Annotated in this window: 18 protein-coding genes and 1 pseudogene; 5 read left to right on the forward strand and 14 right to left on the reverse strand. The window is 70.1% G+C overall.

The genetic code is table 11. The annotated features are described in order from the left end of the window. Positions 1–84: 84 nt before the first annotated feature. Positions 85–385, forward strand: a pseudogene (locus tag BT364_RS35085) (glycosyl transferase); the annotation flags it as partial. Positions 386–495: 110 nt separating this feature from the next. Here the strand turns inward: BT364_RS35085 and BT364_RS42060 are convergent. The 3 genes from BT364_RS42060 to BT364_RS35095 are packed head-to-tail and all read right to left on the reverse strand — an operon-like array spanning position 496 to position 1,921. Continuing rightward, positions 496–660, reverse strand: coding sequence for a hypothetical protein (locus BT364_RS42060; RefSeq protein WP_177328360.1), 165 nt, complete (start codon positions 658–660; stop codon positions 496–498). A gap of 18 nt (positions 661–678) precedes the next feature. After that, positions 679–1,359: a class F sortase gene (locus BT364_RS35090; RefSeq protein ID WP_072489240.1), complete on the reverse strand. Its 681-nt coding sequence runs from the start codon at positions 1,357–1,359 to the stop codon at positions 679–681. A gap of 1 nt (position 1,360) precedes the next feature. Then, complete coding sequence (locus tag BT364_RS35095; RefSeq protein WP_072489241.1) at positions 1,361–1,921, reverse strand: hypothetical protein; 561 nt, start codon at positions 1,919–1,921, stop codon at positions 1,361–1,363. Between the two features lie 355 nt (positions 1,922–2,276). Between BT364_RS35095 and BT364_RS35100 the strand changes: the two genes are divergently transcribed. Beyond that, positions 2,277–3,056: an HAD-IIA family hydrolase gene (locus BT364_RS35100; RefSeq protein WP_072489242.1), complete on the forward strand. Its 780-nt coding sequence runs from the start codon at positions 2,277–2,279 to the stop codon at positions 3,054–3,056. 93 nt (positions 3,057–3,149) lie between these two features. Here BT364_RS35100 and BT364_RS35105 read toward each other — a convergent pair whose 3' ends face one another. Together BT364_RS35105 and BT364_RS35110 are read right to left on the reverse strand one after the other, a co-directional pair. Continuing rightward, the gene (locus tag BT364_RS35105) at positions 3,150–4,415 is read right to left on the reverse strand and encodes a hypothetical protein (protein WP_256260356.1); all 1,266 of its coding nucleotides are present in this window, start codon (positions 4,413–4,415) and stop codon (positions 3,150–3,152) included. 198 nt (positions 4,416–4,613) lie between these two features. Next, positions 4,614–5,729, reverse strand: coding sequence for an ROK family transcriptional regulator (locus BT364_RS35110; protein WP_072489243.1), 1,116 nt, complete (start codon positions 5,727–5,729; stop codon positions 4,614–4,616). Positions 5,730–5,785: 56 nt separating this feature from the next. On the opposite strand from BT364_RS35110, the gene BT364_RS35115 reads away from it, so the two are divergent. Together BT364_RS35115 and BT364_RS35120 are read left to right on the forward strand one after the other, a co-directional pair. Further along, positions 5,786–6,925: a Gfo/Idh/MocA family oxidoreductase gene (locus BT364_RS35115; RefSeq protein ID WP_072489244.1), complete on the forward strand. Its 1,140-nt coding sequence runs from the start codon at positions 5,786–5,788 to the stop codon at positions 6,923–6,925. Further along, positions 6,922–7,401: a heme-degrading domain-containing protein gene (locus BT364_RS35120; RefSeq protein WP_072489245.1), complete on the forward strand. Its 480-nt coding sequence runs from the start codon at positions 6,922–6,924 to the stop codon at positions 7,399–7,401. Before BT364_RS35115 ends, BT364_RS35120 begins: the two co-directional genes overlap by 4 nt. Before the next feature lie 69 nt (positions 7,402–7,470). Here the strand turns inward: BT364_RS35120 and BT364_RS35125 are convergent, their stop codons facing one another. The 6 genes from BT364_RS35125 to BT364_RS35150 form a co-directional block, all read right to left on the reverse strand. Beyond that, a complete protein-coding gene (locus BT364_RS35125) occupies positions 7,471–8,331 on the reverse strand; it encodes a fumarylacetoacetate hydrolase family protein (protein WP_072489246.1) in 861 nt (286 codons plus the stop codon). 136 nt (positions 8,332–8,467) lie between these two features. Next, positions 8,468–9,238 (reverse strand): YidC/Oxa1 family membrane protein insertase, encoded by a 771-nt coding sequence (locus tag BT364_RS35130; RefSeq protein WP_072489247.1) that lies wholly within the window; start codon positions 9,236–9,238, stop codon positions 8,468–8,470. A gap of 117 nt (positions 9,239–9,355) precedes the next feature. After that, positions 9,356–9,688, reverse strand: a complete 333-nt coding sequence (locus BT364_RS35135; RefSeq protein WP_072489248.1) for a DUF6412 domain-containing protein — start codon at positions 9,686–9,688, stop codon at positions 9,356–9,358. A 133-nt stretch (positions 9,689–9,821) separates the two neighbouring features. Then, entirely contained in the window at positions 9,822–11,357 is a 1,536-nt protein-coding gene (locus BT364_RS35140; RefSeq protein ID WP_072489249.1) for a sodium:solute symporter family protein, read from the reverse strand. Further along, a complete protein-coding gene (locus tag BT364_RS35145) occupies positions 11,354–11,512 on the reverse strand; it encodes a DUF3311 domain-containing protein (RefSeq protein ID WP_072489260.1) in 159 nt (52 codons plus the stop codon). Before BT364_RS35145 ends, BT364_RS35140 begins: the two co-directional genes overlap by 4 nt. Before the next feature lie 55 nt (positions 11,513–11,567). Then, positions 11,568–12,365 (reverse strand): class E sortase, encoded by a 798-nt coding sequence (locus BT364_RS35150; protein ID WP_072489250.1) that lies wholly within the window; start codon positions 12,363–12,365, stop codon positions 11,568–11,570. Between the two features lie 77 nt (positions 12,366–12,442). Between BT364_RS35150 and BT364_RS35155 the strand changes: the two genes are divergently transcribed. Further along, positions 12,443–13,444: an SEC-C domain-containing protein gene (locus BT364_RS35155; protein WP_072489251.1), complete on the forward strand. Its 1,002-nt coding sequence runs from the start codon at positions 12,443–12,445 to the stop codon at positions 13,442–13,444. 124 nt (positions 13,445–13,568) lie between these two features. Here the strand turns inward: BT364_RS35155 and BT364_RS41215 are convergent, their stop codons facing one another. The 3 genes from BT364_RS41215 to BT364_RS39540 form a co-directional block, all read right to left on the reverse strand. After that, positions 13,569–13,805, reverse strand: coding sequence for a hypothetical protein (locus BT364_RS41215; RefSeq protein ID WP_072489252.1), 237 nt, complete (start codon positions 13,803–13,805; stop codon positions 13,569–13,571). Positions 13,806–13,995: 190 nt separating this feature from the next. Continuing rightward, on the reverse strand, positions 13,996–14,526 hold the full coding sequence (locus BT364_RS41220) for a hypothetical protein (RefSeq protein WP_143166601.1): 531 nt from the start codon (positions 14,524–14,526) through the stop codon (positions 13,996–13,998). Positions 14,527–14,536: 10 nt separating this feature from the next. Further along, positions 14,537–16,215: Rossmann-like fold-containing protein (locus tag BT364_RS39540; protein WP_143166602.1), on the reverse strand; the 1,679-nt coding region annotated here is incomplete at its 5' end.

Here is a 16,215-nt window from a genome sequence, read left to right on the forward strand (position 1 = left end):
AAGGGCGCCCGGCAGAACAACGACCTTCCCGGACCACCCTGCCCCGGATACCGGACCGGCCGGGGGCGCGACCCGAACCTCAGGCACGAGACGATCCTCAAGCAGTGCGGGAAGGGCTTCTTCTCGCTCCCGCCGGGCAAGCTCCTCAACTACACGCCGGTGATCGGCTTCTATCCGATGTCCGCCCTGAACTGGATCCTGGCGGCGCTGAGTTGTGCCCTGTTCCTGGGCGTGGGAGCCTCCGGGCGCAGATCGACCCGGTCGTCCGGATGATGCTGTACGGCAATCCTCGGCGCTCCGGACCGGGCTGTACGTCCGGAACCGGCGGCACAACGTCTCGCCGCACGAGCCCGAGGGCTCCGGCGGTCCGGCCGACATGATGATGCCCGGGGCCCCCAGGTTCCGGGACGGCGCCGCCCCGACGAAGGGCACCCGCTGTACCAGCGCCTCCCTGCTCCCCGACGATTCGGTGCTGGTAACCGGCGGCTCCGACGACTACCGCGGGCCGGGACCGGTGTCCGGGCCGGAGGTGCATCCCGCGAGCAGCGCCACCGCCCCCGCCGCGGCCGCCCGCCCCGCGCTCATCCGAATGTTCCGCCGGCCGTCGTGGCTGCCGTACATCCACTCCCCCTCGGCGCGGGCGTCGGTGCGCTGCCGCATCCGTACCGTCGTGGCATCTCAGGCGCTGTCACCCGCGGACTTCGCACCGGTCAGATAGGCGGAGACGACCACATTCGCTTCGTACGAATGCGACGCCCGGTCGTAGGTGCCGCCGCAGGTGATCAGGCGGAGCTCCGCCCGGCCGTCCTTGCGGGGGCCGTACGCCTTGCCGGCGTCGAAGCGGGCCCGGGTGAAGACCTGGACGTCGTCGATGGTGAACTCGGCGACGGTGCCGTCGGCGCGGGTGATCTCGACCTTGGCGCCGGGGCGGGCCGCGCTCAGCCCGTAGAAGACGGCCGGTCTGGTCTCGGTGTCGACATGGCCGACGAGGAGGGCGGGGCCCTTCGCGCCGGGCTCGGTGCCGCCGCCGTACCAACCGACGGTCTGCGGCGTGTCGAACGGGGGCGGTTCGATCGCCCCGTCCTTGTCCAGGCCGCGGGCGACCACGGGGGCCTCGACGCCGATCGACGGGATCTCGACCCGCTCCGGCACGGCCCCCTCGATCGGGGCGTGCGGCGGGGGCAGCGGTACGCCGAGGGGGCGGCCCACCGCCGCGACATCGCCGGTGGTCGGGGCGGAGCTGGCGCCGGAGCCGTCGGTGATACCGCGGCCCCAGAGCCACAGGCCCAGCAGCAGGACGGCCCAGACCATTCCGGCGAGCAGCCTGCCGTGCCCCGCGGGGCTGTCCGGGGCGGACATGTCAGTCCGTGGCCGGACGGCGGCGGCGCGCGCTGCGGAACGCGACGGCGACGGCCGCGACGGCTGCCAGGGCCAGTCCGATCACCGCGTGCACGGCGCCGGGGCCTTCCTGCCGGGCGTCCCGGCCGGCGAACAGGGCGGTGCCGCCGCCGCCCGCGGCGACCGGGGCGAGCGGGGTGGCCCGGCCGCGGTCGATGACGGTGACCTTGCCGGCGGCCCCGGCGCCCTTGCCGTCCTTGCAGTCGACCCGGATGTCGTAGTCGCCCGGGGAGGCGTCCGAGCTGATCCGGGCCTCGGCGAAGAGGCCCCCGTCCGCGGCGGGCGAGAAGCGCGCCTCGGAGACGAAGACGTCGGACACACCGGCGGCCTCGCGGCCTTTGCAGCCCTCCAGCCGCAGATCCATCTCGCCGCCCGGCGCGACCAAGGAGGGGCTCGCCGTCAGGGAGGCGCGGCCTTTCTCCTGGGCGGACCCGGAGTCGGAGTCGGCCAGTGCGGCCGAGGCCGGCACCAGGGTCGCCGCGACGACCGCGGCGGCACAGAACGTGAGGGGTGTGGAACGCATCGTGAACCTCCTCAGTGCAGGTTCACGCCTCCCGGCGGTTTTCGCATCCGCAGGAGCGCGGCGGGAACGGGTCTGCGCTCCGCCCGAAGCCCGCCCGCGCCCTGTGGGGAAGGTCGCAGTTGGCGGATACACCCGAATCTCCGGCATCGGGCAGATGGGCGATGGCCGCGACGGCCGGAAGGGCCTCGCCCGGCAGAAGCCGGCCGAGGCCACGGACGGGAAGCCGAGATCGTGTGGAAGCAGTCCGGGCGGCGCTTCCCTGCGACCAGTCCGGGCTACGAGACGTTCAGGCTCCGAGTGCGATGAGTGAATAGCATGGTCATCTCGTGAGTTCTCGTGAGGCAGGAGCCACACCATGACAGATCACAGGCCCATCGAATCGTGGCTCACCGACATGGACGGGGTGCTGATGCACGAAGGCGTGCCGATCCCCGGTGCGGACGCCTTCATCAAGAAGCTCCGTGATTCAGGCAAGCCATTCCTCGTCCTGACGAACAACTCGATCTACACGGCCCGAGACCTGCACATGCGCCTCAACCGCATCGGCCTCGAAGTGCCGGTGGAGAACATCTGGACCTCGGCCCTGGCAACCGCCAAGTTCTTGGACAACCAGCACCCGGGCGGCACTGCTTACGTGATCGGTGAGGCGGGACTGACCACCGCCCTGCATGAAGCCGGGTACGTGCTGACTGACACCGAGCCCGACTTCGTGATCCTGGGCGAGACACGGACCTACTCGTTCGAGGCCCTGACGAAGGCCATCCGGTTGATAAACAACGGGGCCCGCTTCATCGCCACCAACCCCGACAACACCGGGCCCTCACCCGAGGGTGCGTTGCCCGCCACTGGTTCCGTCGCCGCGTTGATCACGAAGGCGACCGGCAAGGAGCCGTACTTCGTCGGCAAGCCCAACCCGTTGATGATGCGCAGTGCGCTGAACACCTTGGGCGCCCACTCCGAGACCTCAGCCATGATCGGCGACCGGATGGACACGGACGTGTTGGCCGGGCTGGAAGCCGGGATGGAAACCTTCCTGGTGCTCACCGGGCTGACGTCCGAGAGCGACATCGCACGCTACCCGTACCGCCCGACGAAGGTCGTGGACTCGATCGCGGACCTCGTCGACCTCGTCTGAGTGGCGGTCTGGCACTCCACCTCGCAGCGGAGTGCCAGTCAGCCGGAACAAGACGGGTGGTGCAGGACGGCCCGGGGTGTGGTCCGGAGCGGTTCAGGGGTGTGCGCGGCGCGGCCGCCGGGTCTTGATCACCATCGCCCCGCCGCCGATCAGGAGCCCGGCGACGGTGAGGCCGGCCGCGGGGACGCCGCCCGAGCCGGTCGCGGCCAGCTCCGGGCGATCGCTCTGTGCCGGGGTCCGGCCCGGTTCGACCGGGTGGGCCTCGCGCGGGGCGTCTCCGGTGCCGCCGACCTCACCGGTGCCGGCCGTCTCACCGGTCTCGTCGATCCCGGCGGCCTCGCTGGTCTCACCGGTCTCGGCGGTCTCACCGGCGTCGGCCGTCTCACCGGTCTCGGTGGTCTCACCGGTCTCACCGCCGTCGCTCTCGTCGACGACGGTGAAGGGGTAGTCGTCGGACTCGCCGACCCAGGCCCCGTCGTCCCTGCCCGCCGTGCCGGCCGTGCCACCCGCCACGCGCTGCCGCTGGACGATGGCGGCGTTGGCGGTGATCCGGCCGGGGCTGGTGTCGGAGGTGAACGCCATCCGGACCTGGATGGTGATGGTGCGGCCCGCCGGGACGGTGAAACCGCCGAAGGAGTCGCCGCCCTCGCCGCCGAAGACGCCGATGTGCTCGTTCCGGTCGGTGGTCTCCCAGGTGACGCGGTGCTCCGTACCCGGGCGGGCCTGCTCGGAGAACTTCAGCTGGATCTGGTCGGAGGTCAGCTTGCGGTCCTCGTCGGTGAGGACGAGCACCGGGTGGATGGCCTGGCACGACTCGGTGGTGGTGTTGGTCAGGTCCAGGAACCAGGTTCCGTAGCCGCCGCCGGACGCGTAGGTGTCCGGGCCGCCGTGGATGCGGGTGCTGATCGGGAAGTCCTCCGCCGCCGGATCACCACAGGCGGGCTGCTGGTCGGCGGTGGTGGAGCCGGGCGACGAGACCGGGGTGGCCGAGGACGCGGCGGAGGCGGGCGCGACGGATGTGCCGCCGAGGACCACGCTCGCCGCGGCCAGCCCGAGCGCCAGTCCGTGCCGGGTCCGCCCGGGGGGCGGCGGGGGCGCGGGCGAGGGAGGATGCGCGGGGTCGGTGAGGACCGGGATGGACGCGGCCGCGGTCATGGGGACGGAGGTGGGGCCGGCGGTGGGGAAGAATGCCGGGCCCGACGCGGTCATGGGCATCGCGGTGGGAACGGGTACGGGGACGGCGATACGGCCGGGCATCGAACCGAGTGCGCGGCCCGGCGCGGAGTCGGACGGTGAGGCGGAGCCGGAAGGCGTGCCGGACGAGGGCGGGGCAGGAGTGGGGCCGGGGGCGGGGGGCATCGGGGGGATCACCTTCGCTGCTCGCGAGACGGTCGGCTCACCCCGTACGCCGGAGTTCACCGGTTCTGGGCCGCGACCCTGCCACGCACGCGCGAGGCGGCCGGCGCCGACATGCCGGGGGGCCGCCCGGTCGGCCGCCGGATTCCGCCCGTCCGGCCCCGCCCTCCGTTCGCCCCGTCCGGCGCCGGTACCTCCGGCTCAGACCCCGCCCGTGTCACCGGCCCGCCCGAACAGCGGGGCCAGGACCAGCTGGGCGGCCCCCTCCGCGACCGGCCGGTCGCCTCCCCCGGCGACGACGACCGGCACCGGCGCGTCGGCACCGCCCCGCCCGGCCCGCTCGTCGATCACGGCGCGGACGCCCCGTACGTAGGCCTCGGGATCGGCCGCCACCGTACGGCCGCCGAGCACCACCCGGTCGATGTCGAGCAGCCCGACGAGGTTGGCGGCGCCGGTCCCCAGCACCCGGGCCGCCTCCGCGACATCCCCCCGGGCGACCGCGGCGAGACAGAGCGCCTCGATGCAGCCGCGCCCCCCGCAGCCGCAGACCGGCCCGTCCAGCTGGACGGTCTGGTGCCCGAACTCACCGGCCGCGGTACGGGCCCCGCGGTGCAGCGCCCCGCCGAGGACCAGCCCCGCGCCGAGCCCGGTCCCGAGGTGCAGATACGCGAAGTCGCCGCCGCCCGCCGCCCGCAGGGCGAGCCCGAGGGCGGCGGCGTTGGTGTCCTTGTCGACGACGACGGGCAGCCCGGTCCGTACGGCGAGCGCGTCCCGCAGCGGATAGCCGTCCCACTGCGGAAACCCGGTGACGCGCTGCAGCACCCCGCCCCGGTGGTCGAGCGGACCCGGCACCGCGACACCGACCCCGAGCACCTGCCGGTCCCGCGGCCCCGCGCCCCCGCCCCGTACCGCCGTCACCGCGTCCGCCGCCGCCGCGAGCACCTCGTCCGCCGGGGCGCCGAGGTCCAGCGGGGCGGTGCGGCTCGCGGCGACCGCGCCGGACAGGTCGACGAGCACCACCGTCAGCTCGTCGCGGTCCAGGTGCAGGCCGACCGCGTACCCGGCGTCCGGCACCAGTCGCAGCACGGTGCGCGGCTTGCCTCCGGTGGACGCCCGGTGGCCCGCCTCGGTGGCCAGGCCCTCGGCCCGCAGCCGGGCGGTGATCTTGCTGACGGCCTGGGGCGTGAGCCCCGTGCGCTCGGCGAGTTCGAGCCTGCTGATGCCGGCCCCGCCCGCCACCCGCAGCAGATCCAGCACCAGGGCGGTGTTGTGGCTGCGCAGCGCTGGCAGGTTCGCGCCGCTGTTGCTCCTGTTCACCGCCCCATTGTCCCTGTCGCTTGCACTATGGCAACAGCGTTGCTTAAGTGGCAGGCATGACTGGCAACGCGACTCACGAGACGCCCGGACCGTCCGAGGCCCCCCTGCGCGTCGGACTCGTCGGCTACGGCCTGGCGGGTTCCGTCTTCCATGCCCCGCTGATCGCGGCTACCGACGGCCTCGTCCTCGACACGGTCGTCACCTCGGACGAGGAGCGGCGGGCGCAGGCGCGCGCCGAGTTCCCCGGCGTGCGGTTCGCCGCGTCGCCGCAGGAGCTGTGGGAGCGTGCGGACGAACTCGATCTGATCGTGATCGCCTCGCCGAACAGGACCCATGTCCCGATCGCGACCGCCGCGCTGGAGGCCGGTCTGCCGGTCGTGGTGGACAAACCGATCGCCGGTACGGCGGCCGAGGCGCGGGGGCTCGCGGCCCTGGCCGAGGAGCGCGGGCTGCTGCTCTCGGTCTTCCAGAACCGCCGCTGGGACAACGACTTCCGCACGCTCGCCCGCCTGCTCGCGGACGGCGAGCTGGGCGAGGTACAGCGCTTCGAGTCCCGCTTCGAGCGGTGGCGCCCGCAGCCGAAGGGCGGCTGGCGCGAGTCGGGCGACCCGCAGGAGATCGGCGGGCTGCTGTACGACCTGGGCAGTCATGTCGTCGACCAGGCGCTCACCCTGTTCGGGCCGGCGGCGCTGGTGTACGCGGAGTCCGATGTGCGCCGCCCCGGGGCCGCCGCCGACGACGACACGTTCCTCGCGATCACCCATGTGAACGGGGTGCGCTCGCATCTGTACGTCAGTGCCACGGCGGCCCAGCGCGGCCCGCGCTTCCGGGTGCTCGGGCAGAGTGCCGGCTATGTGAAGTACGGTCTCGACCCGCAGGAGGCCGACCTTCGCGCGGGTGTGCGTCCGGCGGCGGACCGGCCGTGGGGCGAGGAGCCCGAGGAGCTGTGGGGCCGGATCGGCTCGGGCGAGTCCCCGCTCACCGGCGGCGGCACCCCGGTCCGCACGCTGCCGGGCGACTATCCCGCGTACTACGCGGCGGTCGCCGACGCGCTGCGCGGAAAGGGTGAAAATCCGGTGAACGCGCTTCAGTCAGCGGCGGCCCTGGATGTCCTGGAAGCGGCCCGCCGCTCGGCCCGCGAGGGCGTCGCCGTGAAGCTCTCCGACTCCGCCGATACAGAGGAGCAGCCCGTATGAGCCCCAACGCTCCGACCATCTCCGAACTCATCGCCCAGGAGCGCCGACTGACGCTGCCGCACTTCAGCTACGACGACGCCTACGCGCTCGGCGACCTGCTCGTCTCGATGGCCCGGAAACGGCACGCCCCGGTCGCGATCGACATCCGCCGCGGCGCACAGCAGATGTTCCATGCCGCGCTGCCTGGATCGAGCGCGGACAACGACGCCTGGATCGACCGCAAGCGCAAGGTCGTGGAACGGTACGGCGAGAGCTCGTACCTGGTCGGAACGCGCTTCCGGGCGAAGGGGACGACCTTCGACGACTCCTCGCGCCTGAACCCGAGCGACTATGCCGCGCACGGCGGCTCGTTCCCCATCGCGGTCGAGGGCGCGGGCGTGATCGGCTCGGTCACGGTCTCGGGCCTGCCCCAGGCGGAGGACCACGCCATGGTGGTCGAGGCGCTGGAGCAGTTCGCGACGACGCTCGACGCGTGACGAAGGACGTGCGGGGGCGGGGCGGCCACCGGAGACACCCGGCGACCGCCCCGCCCCACCCGCAGCCCGCTACGCGTCCTTGAGCTCCTGCCGCTGCCGCCCCAGCCCGGCGATCTCCAGCTCCACGACGTCACCCGCCCGCAGATACGGCTTGGGCTCGGGCTGCCCCAGGGCGACCCCGGCCGGCGTCCCGGTGTTGATCACATCGCCCGGGTACAGCGTCATGAAGTGGCTCAGGTACCGGACCACTTCGCCCACCGGGAAGATCTGGTCGGCCGTCGTGCCGTCCTGCTTCAGCTCACCGTTGACCCAGAGCTTCAGCGGCAGCGCCTGCGGGTCGGCGATCTCGTCCGCCGTCACCAGCCACGGCCCCAGCGGGTTGAACGTCTCGCAGTTCTTTCCCTTGTCCCAGGTGCCCCCGCGCTCGATCTGGAACTCGCGCTCCGAGACGTCGTGCGCGGTCGCGTATCCGGCGACGTGCGCGAGCCCCTCCTCGGCGGATTCCAGGTAGCGGGCGGTGCGCCCGATGACGACCGCGAGCTCGACCTCCCAGTCGGTCTTGACGCTGCCGCGCGGCACCAGCACCGTGTCGTCGGGCCCGACGACGGTGTCCGGCGCCTTGAAGAACAGGATCGGCTCGGTGGGTATCGCCGCACCGGTCTCCGTGGCGTGGTCGTGGTAGTTCAGCCCGATGCACACGATCTTGCCGATCCGGGCGAGCGGCGGCCCGACCCGCAGCCCCTCGGCGTCGAGCTCGGGCAGCTCGCCGGGCGCGGCCGCGGCGGCCCGTACCCGGGCGAGCGCCGACTCGTCGGCGAGCAGGGCGCTGTCGATGTCGGCGACGACTCCCGACAGGTCGCGCAGGGTTCCGTCCTCGTCCAGCAGCGCCGGTCGTTCCGCACCTGCCGTACCCACACGAAGCAGCTTCACCGGTCTGTCTCCCCTTGGTCGTGATCGGGCCCGTCGGATGGGTGGCGGCCATCGCAGGCTTGTCCGATCGTCCAAGACGTCCGATCACTCCGCAAGACCCTGTTCACACACTGGACCGGCGCGTCCGCCGCTCCGATCACGCCGCGGCGGCCATGGCGGTCCCGGCGGCCGGCATGTCGCGGTAGAGCACGGCCCGCTCGACCGCGGTCCAGGTGGTGCTGGTGACGACGTACAGCGCGGCGGCGAGCGGTACGACGGACACGGTGAAGAGGGTGGCGAAGGACATCAGCGGCATCAGCTTGGTCATCGCGCCCATGCCGGGCACCGGCTGTCCGTCGGGTCCGGCGGCCGGGGTGACGGGGTTGGCGGCCATCTGCCGCTTCGTACGCCGGTAGTTGAACGTGGCCACGGCGGCGACGATCGCGAACAGGCCGAGGTAGACCATGCCCTGCGCGCCGAACAGCCCGCCGTGCGCGAGGGCGTCGTGCCAGCGCTCGCCGAGCGGGGCGTCGAAGAGCTGGTGGCCGAGGAGTGCGTTGGGTTCGCCGCCGATCTTCTGGCTGGAGAAGAGGTGGTAGAGCAGGAAGAAGGCGGGCATCTGCAACAGGCTGGGCAGGCAGCCGGAGAGCGGCGAGACCTTCTCCTCCTTGTGCAGTTCCATGAGCGCCTTCTGCATGCGCTCGGGGTTCTTGCCGTGCTTCTTGCGCAGTTCGGCGATCTGCGGCTGGAGCCTGGTGCGGGCCTTCTGTCCCCGCGCCGCGGCCCGCGACAGGGGGTGCACGGCGAGCCGTACGAGTGCGGTGAACAGCACGATGGCGGCGGCGGTGGACGCGGTCTGGAAGATCGGGTGCAGCACATCGGCCAGCGCGCCGACCAGGTCTGCGAACGCGGACATGAAGACGGACATGGGTGAGCCCTCCGGGGGTCTCGTCGTGCCGGGAGGAAGAACGGACTCGGCATGACGAACCGCGCGGGGCGCCCATGGCGCACCTGCTGGGGAGGTGGCTGTTGCTGCTGCGAGCCCCTACGCGGCCGTCGGAAGGGCACGGCCAGGAGCTCGGGGGCGCCTGCGCCCCTTGGCGTCCGGGTCCCGCTGGGGAAGGAACGCGGTGCGTTTCTCCCGGTCGCGGATGGCGGTGCGGACCCGGGTGCGGGGCACCGGGGCGGCGCAGCGGGCGCTGATGACCGAGGCGACGGCGAGCGCGGAGCCGGCGGCGGCGGTCGCGGCGAGCGCGACCGCGGCGGAGAGGCTGCCGCCCTCGGCGAGGAGGACTTCGGTGATGAGGAAGAGCAGCAGTCCGGCGGGACGGAGCAGTCGGGCGAGGCCACTGCGCAGACGGCTCGTGTCGCCGTTCATCGGCCCCTCCCCTCTTCCCCTTCGCGGCCGGTCGGCCGATCTCGCGCGCCCGTGCCGTTCGCACAGACGCGCGCCTGATGCTCTCCAGCCGTTATACACGATGGGCCCGGCGCACCGGTCCGTCCGATGTCGGTCAGTGACCGGTTCCCACGGGAGCGCCGTCGAGTTCCGCCGCCTGTTCCGGGGCCCCGATCTCGTCCCGGGCGAGCACCTCGTCGTCCGGCCGGTCGTCGCGCTCGCGCGGCCCCGCGTACGTCACCGCCAGCGCGACGGCGAGGTTGGCTCCGAGCGCCACGATGCCCGCGTTCACCCCCCACACCGGATCGTTCTCCGTGAACACGAACCCGCACACCACCCCCACGCCGACGACCAGACCGCTCATCGCCCCGAGCAGGGTCAGCCGCCGCCACATCAGCCCCAGCAGCACCATGGGGAGCAGCTGCGCCATTCCCTCGTACGAAATGAGGGAGAGCCGCACCAGGGTGTTCGGAGCGGTGTACGTGAGCAGCAGCGCGAGGCTCCCCGCGGCCACGACGACCACCTGCGCCGCGCCCTTCTGCCGCCGCTCCCAGCGCGGTACGAGCGAGAGCACGCTGCGCCCCCACATCGTGCCGATGACCAGCATGAAGACGGCCATCGGCACGATCGAGGAGAGTGCCGCCGCGACACCGATGACGCCGACCGCCCAGGCCGGCAGCGAGTCCACGACGAGCTGGAAGAGCGCCAGGTTGGACTCGGCGCCGACGAGCCCGGGCACGACGAAGAGGGCCGCCATCCCGAGCAGCATCGGCACGAAGAGCAGCACGTTGTAGGCGGGCAGCAGCATCGCGTTGCGGCGCAGCACGTCGGCGCTCGATGCGCCGAGGTAGCCCGCGACGGTCGTCGGGAAGATCACCACGGTGAGCGAGTTGAGGAACGAGGTGGTGATGAACCAGGCCTGTCCGAGCCCGCTGTCCCCGTGCCCGGGGAAGGTCAGCCACTCGCTCTTCTCGGTGACGAGCCGGTCGAGGAAGGGCCCGTACCCGTCGAAGTAGTGCATCGGTACGTAGAAGGCGAGGAAGCCGAGCGTGGCGATCACGAGGATGTCCTTGAGCACGGACACCCACGCGCTGCCCCGCAGTCCGCTCACCACGACGAATCCGGTGGTGACGGCGAAGGCTATGAAATAGGCCCAATTCAGGCTGATGGCACCGTAGGAGATGGTCGAGACGACCACGCCCATGCCGGTGATCTGGAGCTGGATGTACGGCAGCAGGAAGACGGTCGCGAGGACGGCGACGAGCGCGCCGAGCCAGGGCCGTCCGAAGCGGTGCGCCACCATGTCGGTGATCCCGACGAGCCCGTGCTTGCGCGCGTACGCCCAGAGCATCGGGCCGACGACGTAGCCGATGGCGTATCCGCAGGACATGTACGCCACCACGTACAGCACCGGCGCCCCGTAGTTGTAGCCCCATCCCGCGGCGCCCAGGTAGCTGAAGCTGGTGTAGCCCTCGCCGGCCATCAGCACCCAGATGAAGACGGTCCCGAGGCTGCGCCCGCCCACGGACCATTCGGCGAGCCCGCCGCCCTCGCCGTTCCCCTTCCGCCGCCCGCGCGTCGCGAGCAGCCCGAGGGCGACGGTGGCGACCATGAAGATCCCGAAGACGGAGGTCGCGACGGTGGCGTTCACCGGCGGTCCCCCCGCCGGGTCAGCCATACGGCGACGGGGGTCAGCAGGGTCGCCCCGAGCAGCCACACGAAGAGGAACGGCAGCCCGAAGATCACCGGGTGGACCCGGTTCACGAGCGGCAGCGCCCCCAGGTACAGCACGTAGGGGACCAGCAACCACAACAACTGCGGACGTCGTCTGAGCACGTCAGGGAACCTTAGTGCGATGCCGCTACCGCGACCGGACATCCAGGAGTCTTCCCCATACGACAAGCCGGTAGCGGGAGGTGAATTCGGGCGTGCAGGTAGTGAGCGTCACATAGGAACCGGCCCGGTCGTACCCGGGGTGCGGCTTCAGATTGCTGCGCGGGACGGCGGCGATGACACCGCTGTCGCGCGGGCTCGTCCGCGCGAGGGTCCGGTCGACGGTGTACGTGTACACGGCGTCCCGGGTCTCGATGTCGATGCGGTCCCCGCGGCGCAGCCGGTTGATGTATCTGAAGGGCTCGCCGTGGGTGTTGCGGTGTCCGGCGAGCGCGAAGTTCCCGGCTCGGCCGGGCTGCGCGGTGCGCGGGTAGTGCCCGACGTACCCCTTGTCGAGGACGCCGCTCTTGCCGACGCCCTGGGCGACGGGGGCGACGAGCCCGAGCCGGGGGATGCGGATGACGGCGTACGCCTGGTCCCAGCGGGGCGCGGAGCGAGCTGCGCCGCCCGGGGCCGACCGGCCACCGGGCTCGCGGGGTTCGCCGGGCTCGTGGGGACCGGCCCCGGAATCACCGTCGTCCCCGGGCACCGCTCCCTCTCCCCCGCGCTCCTCCTCCCACTCCCGCTGGAGGGCCCGCACCTGGTGCTCGGCCCCGGCGCGGGCCTGCCGGTTGGTCCACCACAGCTGATGAACAACGAGCAACAGGAGGACGACGCCGAGGGTCATCACCAGCTCGGCACCCGTCCAGAGCCCGCGCGCGACGACCCTGCGCCCCCGCGCGTTCCGCTGCGTCACCACCGGTATCCGCTCCCGCACGGCCCGCACGATAGGCCCATGGCCCGTAACTCTCCAGGCCTGGAACACTCTCCGCCCCGGAGCCGTACAGCAGTACGGTGTGGTCCATGCGCCCCGACACGCCTGCCGACCACACCACCGAAGCCGAGCGCCTGCTGCGCGCCGCGGCGCGGTACCCCGAGGACCGTGAGCCGCTGCTCCTCCAGGCCGCGGCCCATCTGGAACTCGCCGGCGACCGCGCCCGCGCCACCACCCTCTACGACGAACTCCTCGGCTCCGCCGACCTCGACCACCCCCACCTGGTCAAGGCCCTGAACGCGGCCAATCTGTGGGAGTGCGGCCACGAGGCGGAGGCCCGCGCGATCATCGAAGGCATCCGTGCCGCGGGCCCGCTCGACCCCGGGCCCTGGGAGATCGCGGCCGAGACCCTCGAAGCCCACGACGAGCTCGAAGCCGCCCACGACTGCTTCTCGACCGCGCTGACGCTGCTCCTGGCGCCGGGCGAGGAGGTCCCGTACGCCACCCAGTCGCTGCTGTTCGGCCGCCACCGGGTCCGCAGGCTGATGGGCGTCGACCACGACGCCTGGGACGAGCTGGCCGACACCCTCCACACCGCCGCCGTCCCGCTGGACGAGCTCCACGACCCGAAGCGGCTGTGGTCGCTGGGCTCCTCGGACCCGGGCGAGCTCCAGGCCGAGATCACCCGCCTCCGGGCCGAGCTGGGCACGTACCGCACGGCGCTGTCCCGGCCGTTCCCGGTCGCGGTGCTGCACTGGCCGGCCGCCGAACTCGCCGAACTCCTCACCGCCTACCCGGACCTGCGCGACGAGTACCCCTCCCACCCCGAGCACCTGGCCCGCCTGGAGGCCGCCCTCCGCGACCTCCACCAGGCCGGCACCCCGAACCTCGGCATCGTGACCGGCACGGTCCCGTCGTACGAGGCCTTCGCCGCCTCGGAGGCCGCGTCCCCGACCGACCCGGACCTCCTCCCCCAGTACGCCACCACCCTCGCCGCCCGCGGCCGGGCGATCCCCTGGCCCCCGGCCCGCAGCGCGGCCTGCTGGTGCGGATCGGGGCGGGCGTATAGGGAGTGCCACGGGGCGGAGTGAACGAGGGCGGTGCGGGGGCGGGGTCGTGGTCGGTCCGGGCATCCCACTGCCGGCCCCGCTCCTCACCGGCTGTGAAGGCCCGGCTCAGATATGCCCGTCTCCGTGCGGTGCGCCACCCGCCCCATCAGGCGAATTCATCCGAATCCACAGCACCGTCGGGGGCGTTGTTCACCTGCTGCTGGCACGCGGCCCCTTCGGCATCCATGTACTTCCGCGCCGCGCGACGGACGGGCTCCTTCGCCGGGTATACCGAGAAGCGGAAGCCGGCGGCCTGAAGCCCGCGACCTTGCAACTGGTGCAGAACCTCGCCCGCATGAAGCCGCAGGCAACTTGCCGATTCCAGGGTTTCATCGAGCCACATGCCGTGAACCTCGACGATGGCGGCCCCGCTATTTCTGTAGCGCGGACGGCCGCGTCGCCCACGTTGCCGGCATCAGCAACATGACCCAAATACTCACCGGTCTGCCCGAGAATCATGAGTTCACGCAGGTTCCCTCAGTTTCTTGACGACCGACAGGATCCATCGGCCAAAGAGACTGATTCTAGAACGATCAGTAATTACGACTCACCGGCTTTGCGTAATATCCCGATCGCTCGACGAGTTCCGCAAGCCATTCTTCGAAGTTCCCTACATACCACTCAAACTCTCCCAAATTTTCCCCTCCGAGTGCGACGAGACGGTAGATACCCTCTCTTCGGTTTCCCGTGGCGTCGAAGGCAAAGTCGTACTCCCAAGTGACCAGCCTTCCATCGGAGACCTCCCCGTATGAACACATGGCGATCAATAGGTAGCCGTTGGAATCCACGACGGGTCCCTCGGTTTCAACTAGATTGACCACGCATGGGTCGAATCCCATTATGTCGATTCCGATATCTTTCTCCGGGTCACTTATCGTCACTCCAGAAAAACGCTCCAGAAATTCAATGTACCCGCGATCCTGGCGCATGAACGGGTATGACTCAAGGAAATCGGAAGTCTTGGTGGCCAGTTCTCCACGCGGGGTAGTTGGATGGCGTGGCCCACATCCGATTTGCACACCCGGAAGAAGCTCAAGTCGCTCAACCAACTCGTCAATTCTCATCTACATTCCTTTAGCTGAAGATGAAGGTCCATCCGCGTTCGGCGTCAGGTCTAGCTGCTCCAGATTCGGTGGTCTCATGCGTGTAGCCGGGATAGGAGCTCCTATTGAAGTCCATTGGCTCACTCGTGGATTCTCCGTCACTGTCGACTTGATTTAGACCAGCCAGTTGGGCGGACTGAACTGGCCGCCAACGTTGAATGTACCATTCCGAAGCCCTCAGTGTAATGATTATTTTGCCGCCCGGTGCAAGGCGTTGCTTAGCGCTCCTGAAGAAGGTGGACAGCATCTCTCGACCGCGAGTTGCTGCCGTGGGGCGGTCGCCACCTGGGTGCGGAAACATCCAAATTATTGTGGAGAATGTAGCATTTCTATATTTTTCTTCCAGCGTTCTCCCGTCTACACCGAACTCAACGGTGACTCCAGCTTGTTCGAGTCGCTCCACTCTGGCCGCAATCGTTGAGTTTTCCGTGACGGATTCTCGGTCCTTGTATTCGGTTGCCCTTATATTTCCGGGTACATTGAGGTTGAGATTTACTGCGGATTCAGTGAACGTGAAGTTCCCTTCCCCCAGGATGAGTGTCTGCCCTGTCATGGGTATTAAATTGTCGGAATTATCTGGATTCAGCTTCGCGTATATGCGCCATTGGGTGTCGTCATGCCTATGGGCAGTGACTTTTTGGAAGCCGTATCTCCCCTTGATACTAGAGAGTGCAGAATGCAGCTTTCTTGGATCGAGATCCTTGCTGGGCTGGCTGGCGAGCGCACGGATCGCAGCCATGCCGCGCCGCCAGCGCTGCTGTATATCGGCACGGGATCCATTTTTCGGATTCTCTTCTTTGGTTGATATGTTCTGCGGAGACTTTTTTAGGAGATTTTTCGCCCGCTTGACGATGAAGTCGACGATTTTATCGATGGCACGGTTTACGGGTTTAGATACGGCGTGGAATGCGGATTTGACTTTGTTGGCGAGGGAGCCGATCCCGAGGAGCGAAGCGAGAAAGCCGATGAGCAAGGGCACGCTTGCGGCGAGGGCGGCCTCGACCATCTTCGGGACGCCCGCCGAGCCGCCGTTGGCGATGGCGATGACCGCGTCCAGGACGGCGTTGACGAATTCGACGATCTGGGCGCCCTGGTTCACGATGAACGTGACGATGTCGATGATTCCCTTGACCGCGCGGACGAAGGCGGAGGCGGGGTTGAGGAGGGAGATGATCCAGGTGATCCCGGCGATGATGACGGTGGGGATCAGGTAGCTGGTGAGTTTTTCGAGGATGGTTGCTTTGAGGTCGCCGGCCTCGGTTTCGATTTCCTTGACGGCACCTGCGGGGCCCTCGGTGGCGAGTTTCTTCGCGACGGGGACGGAGGACTCGACGGCGGTCATGGCCTGGTCGGGGATGCCCTTGCGGGTGATGCGGGCGCGGATGTTGTCCCAGGTCAGGCCGAGGAGGGAGGCGATGAGCTGGATGATGCCCTTGAGGTCGAACTTCTGGGGGAGTTCGAGACCCGCCTTGACCGCGGTGCCCAGCAGCCAGGACACGACGCCGGTCTTGAGGTGGGTGGCGATGTTGGTGACGAACAGCTGAAGCCCCGCGCCGACCGCCTTGACGAGGTTGCCCAGGAACCCGATGGGGTCCTTGATGATCTTCATGATCGCGGAGGCGGCCTTGGCGAGGATGCCGAGCAGGAGGT

The sequence above is a fragment of the Streptomyces atratus genome (assembly GCF_900119365.1).
GTDB classification, from domain to species: Bacteria; Actinomycetota; Actinomycetes; order Streptomycetales; family Streptomycetaceae; genus Streptomyces; species Streptomyces atratus_B.

Excerpts from the sequence above, each read along its gene's own strand:
- BT364_RS41215 (WP_072489252.1), bottom strand. The coding sequence starts at position 13,805 with ATGTGGCTCGATGAAACCCTGGAATCGGCAAGTTGCCTGCGGCTTCAT.
- BT364_RS41220 (WP_143166601.1), bottom strand. The coding sequence starts at position 14,526 with ATGAGAATTGACGAGTTGGTTGAGCGACTTGAGCTTCTTCCGGGTGTG.
- BT364_RS35155 (WP_072489251.1), top strand. The coding sequence starts at position 12,443 with ATGCGCCCCGACACGCCTGCCGACCACACCACCGAAGCCGAGCGCCTG.
- BT364_RS35100 (WP_072489242.1), top strand. The coding sequence starts at position 2,277 with ATGACAGATCACAGGCCCATCGAATCGTGGCTCACCGACATGGACGGG.
- BT364_RS35115 (WP_072489244.1), top strand. The coding sequence starts at position 5,786 with ATGACTGGCAACGCGACTCACGAGACGCCCGGACCGTCCGAGGCCCCC.
- BT364_RS35120 (WP_072489245.1), top strand. The coding sequence starts at position 6,922 with ATGAGCCCCAACGCTCCGACCATCTCCGAACTCATCGCCCAGGAGCGC.
- BT364_RS35105 (WP_256260356.1), bottom strand. The coding sequence starts at position 4,415 with ATGCCCCCCGCCCCCGGCCCCACTCCTGCCCCGCCCTCGTCCGGCACG.
- BT364_RS35135 (WP_072489248.1), bottom strand. The coding sequence starts at position 9,688 with ATGAACGGCGACACGAGCCGTCTGCGCAGTGGCCTCGCCCGACTGCTC.
- BT364_RS35130 (WP_072489247.1), bottom strand. The coding sequence starts at position 9,238 with ATGTCCGTCTTCATGTCCGCGTTCGCAGACCTGGTCGGCGCGCTGGCC.
- BT364_RS42060 (WP_177328360.1), bottom strand. The coding sequence starts at position 660 with ATGCGGCAGCGCACCGACGCCCGCGCCGAGGGGGAGTGGATGTACGGC.
- BT364_RS35090 (WP_072489240.1), bottom strand. The coding sequence starts at position 1,359 with ATGTCCGCCCCGGACAGCCCCGCGGGGCACGGCAGGCTGCTCGCCGGA.
- BT364_RS35095 (WP_072489241.1), bottom strand. The coding sequence starts at position 1,921 with ATGCGTTCCACACCCCTCACGTTCTGTGCCGCCGCGGTCGTCGCGGCG.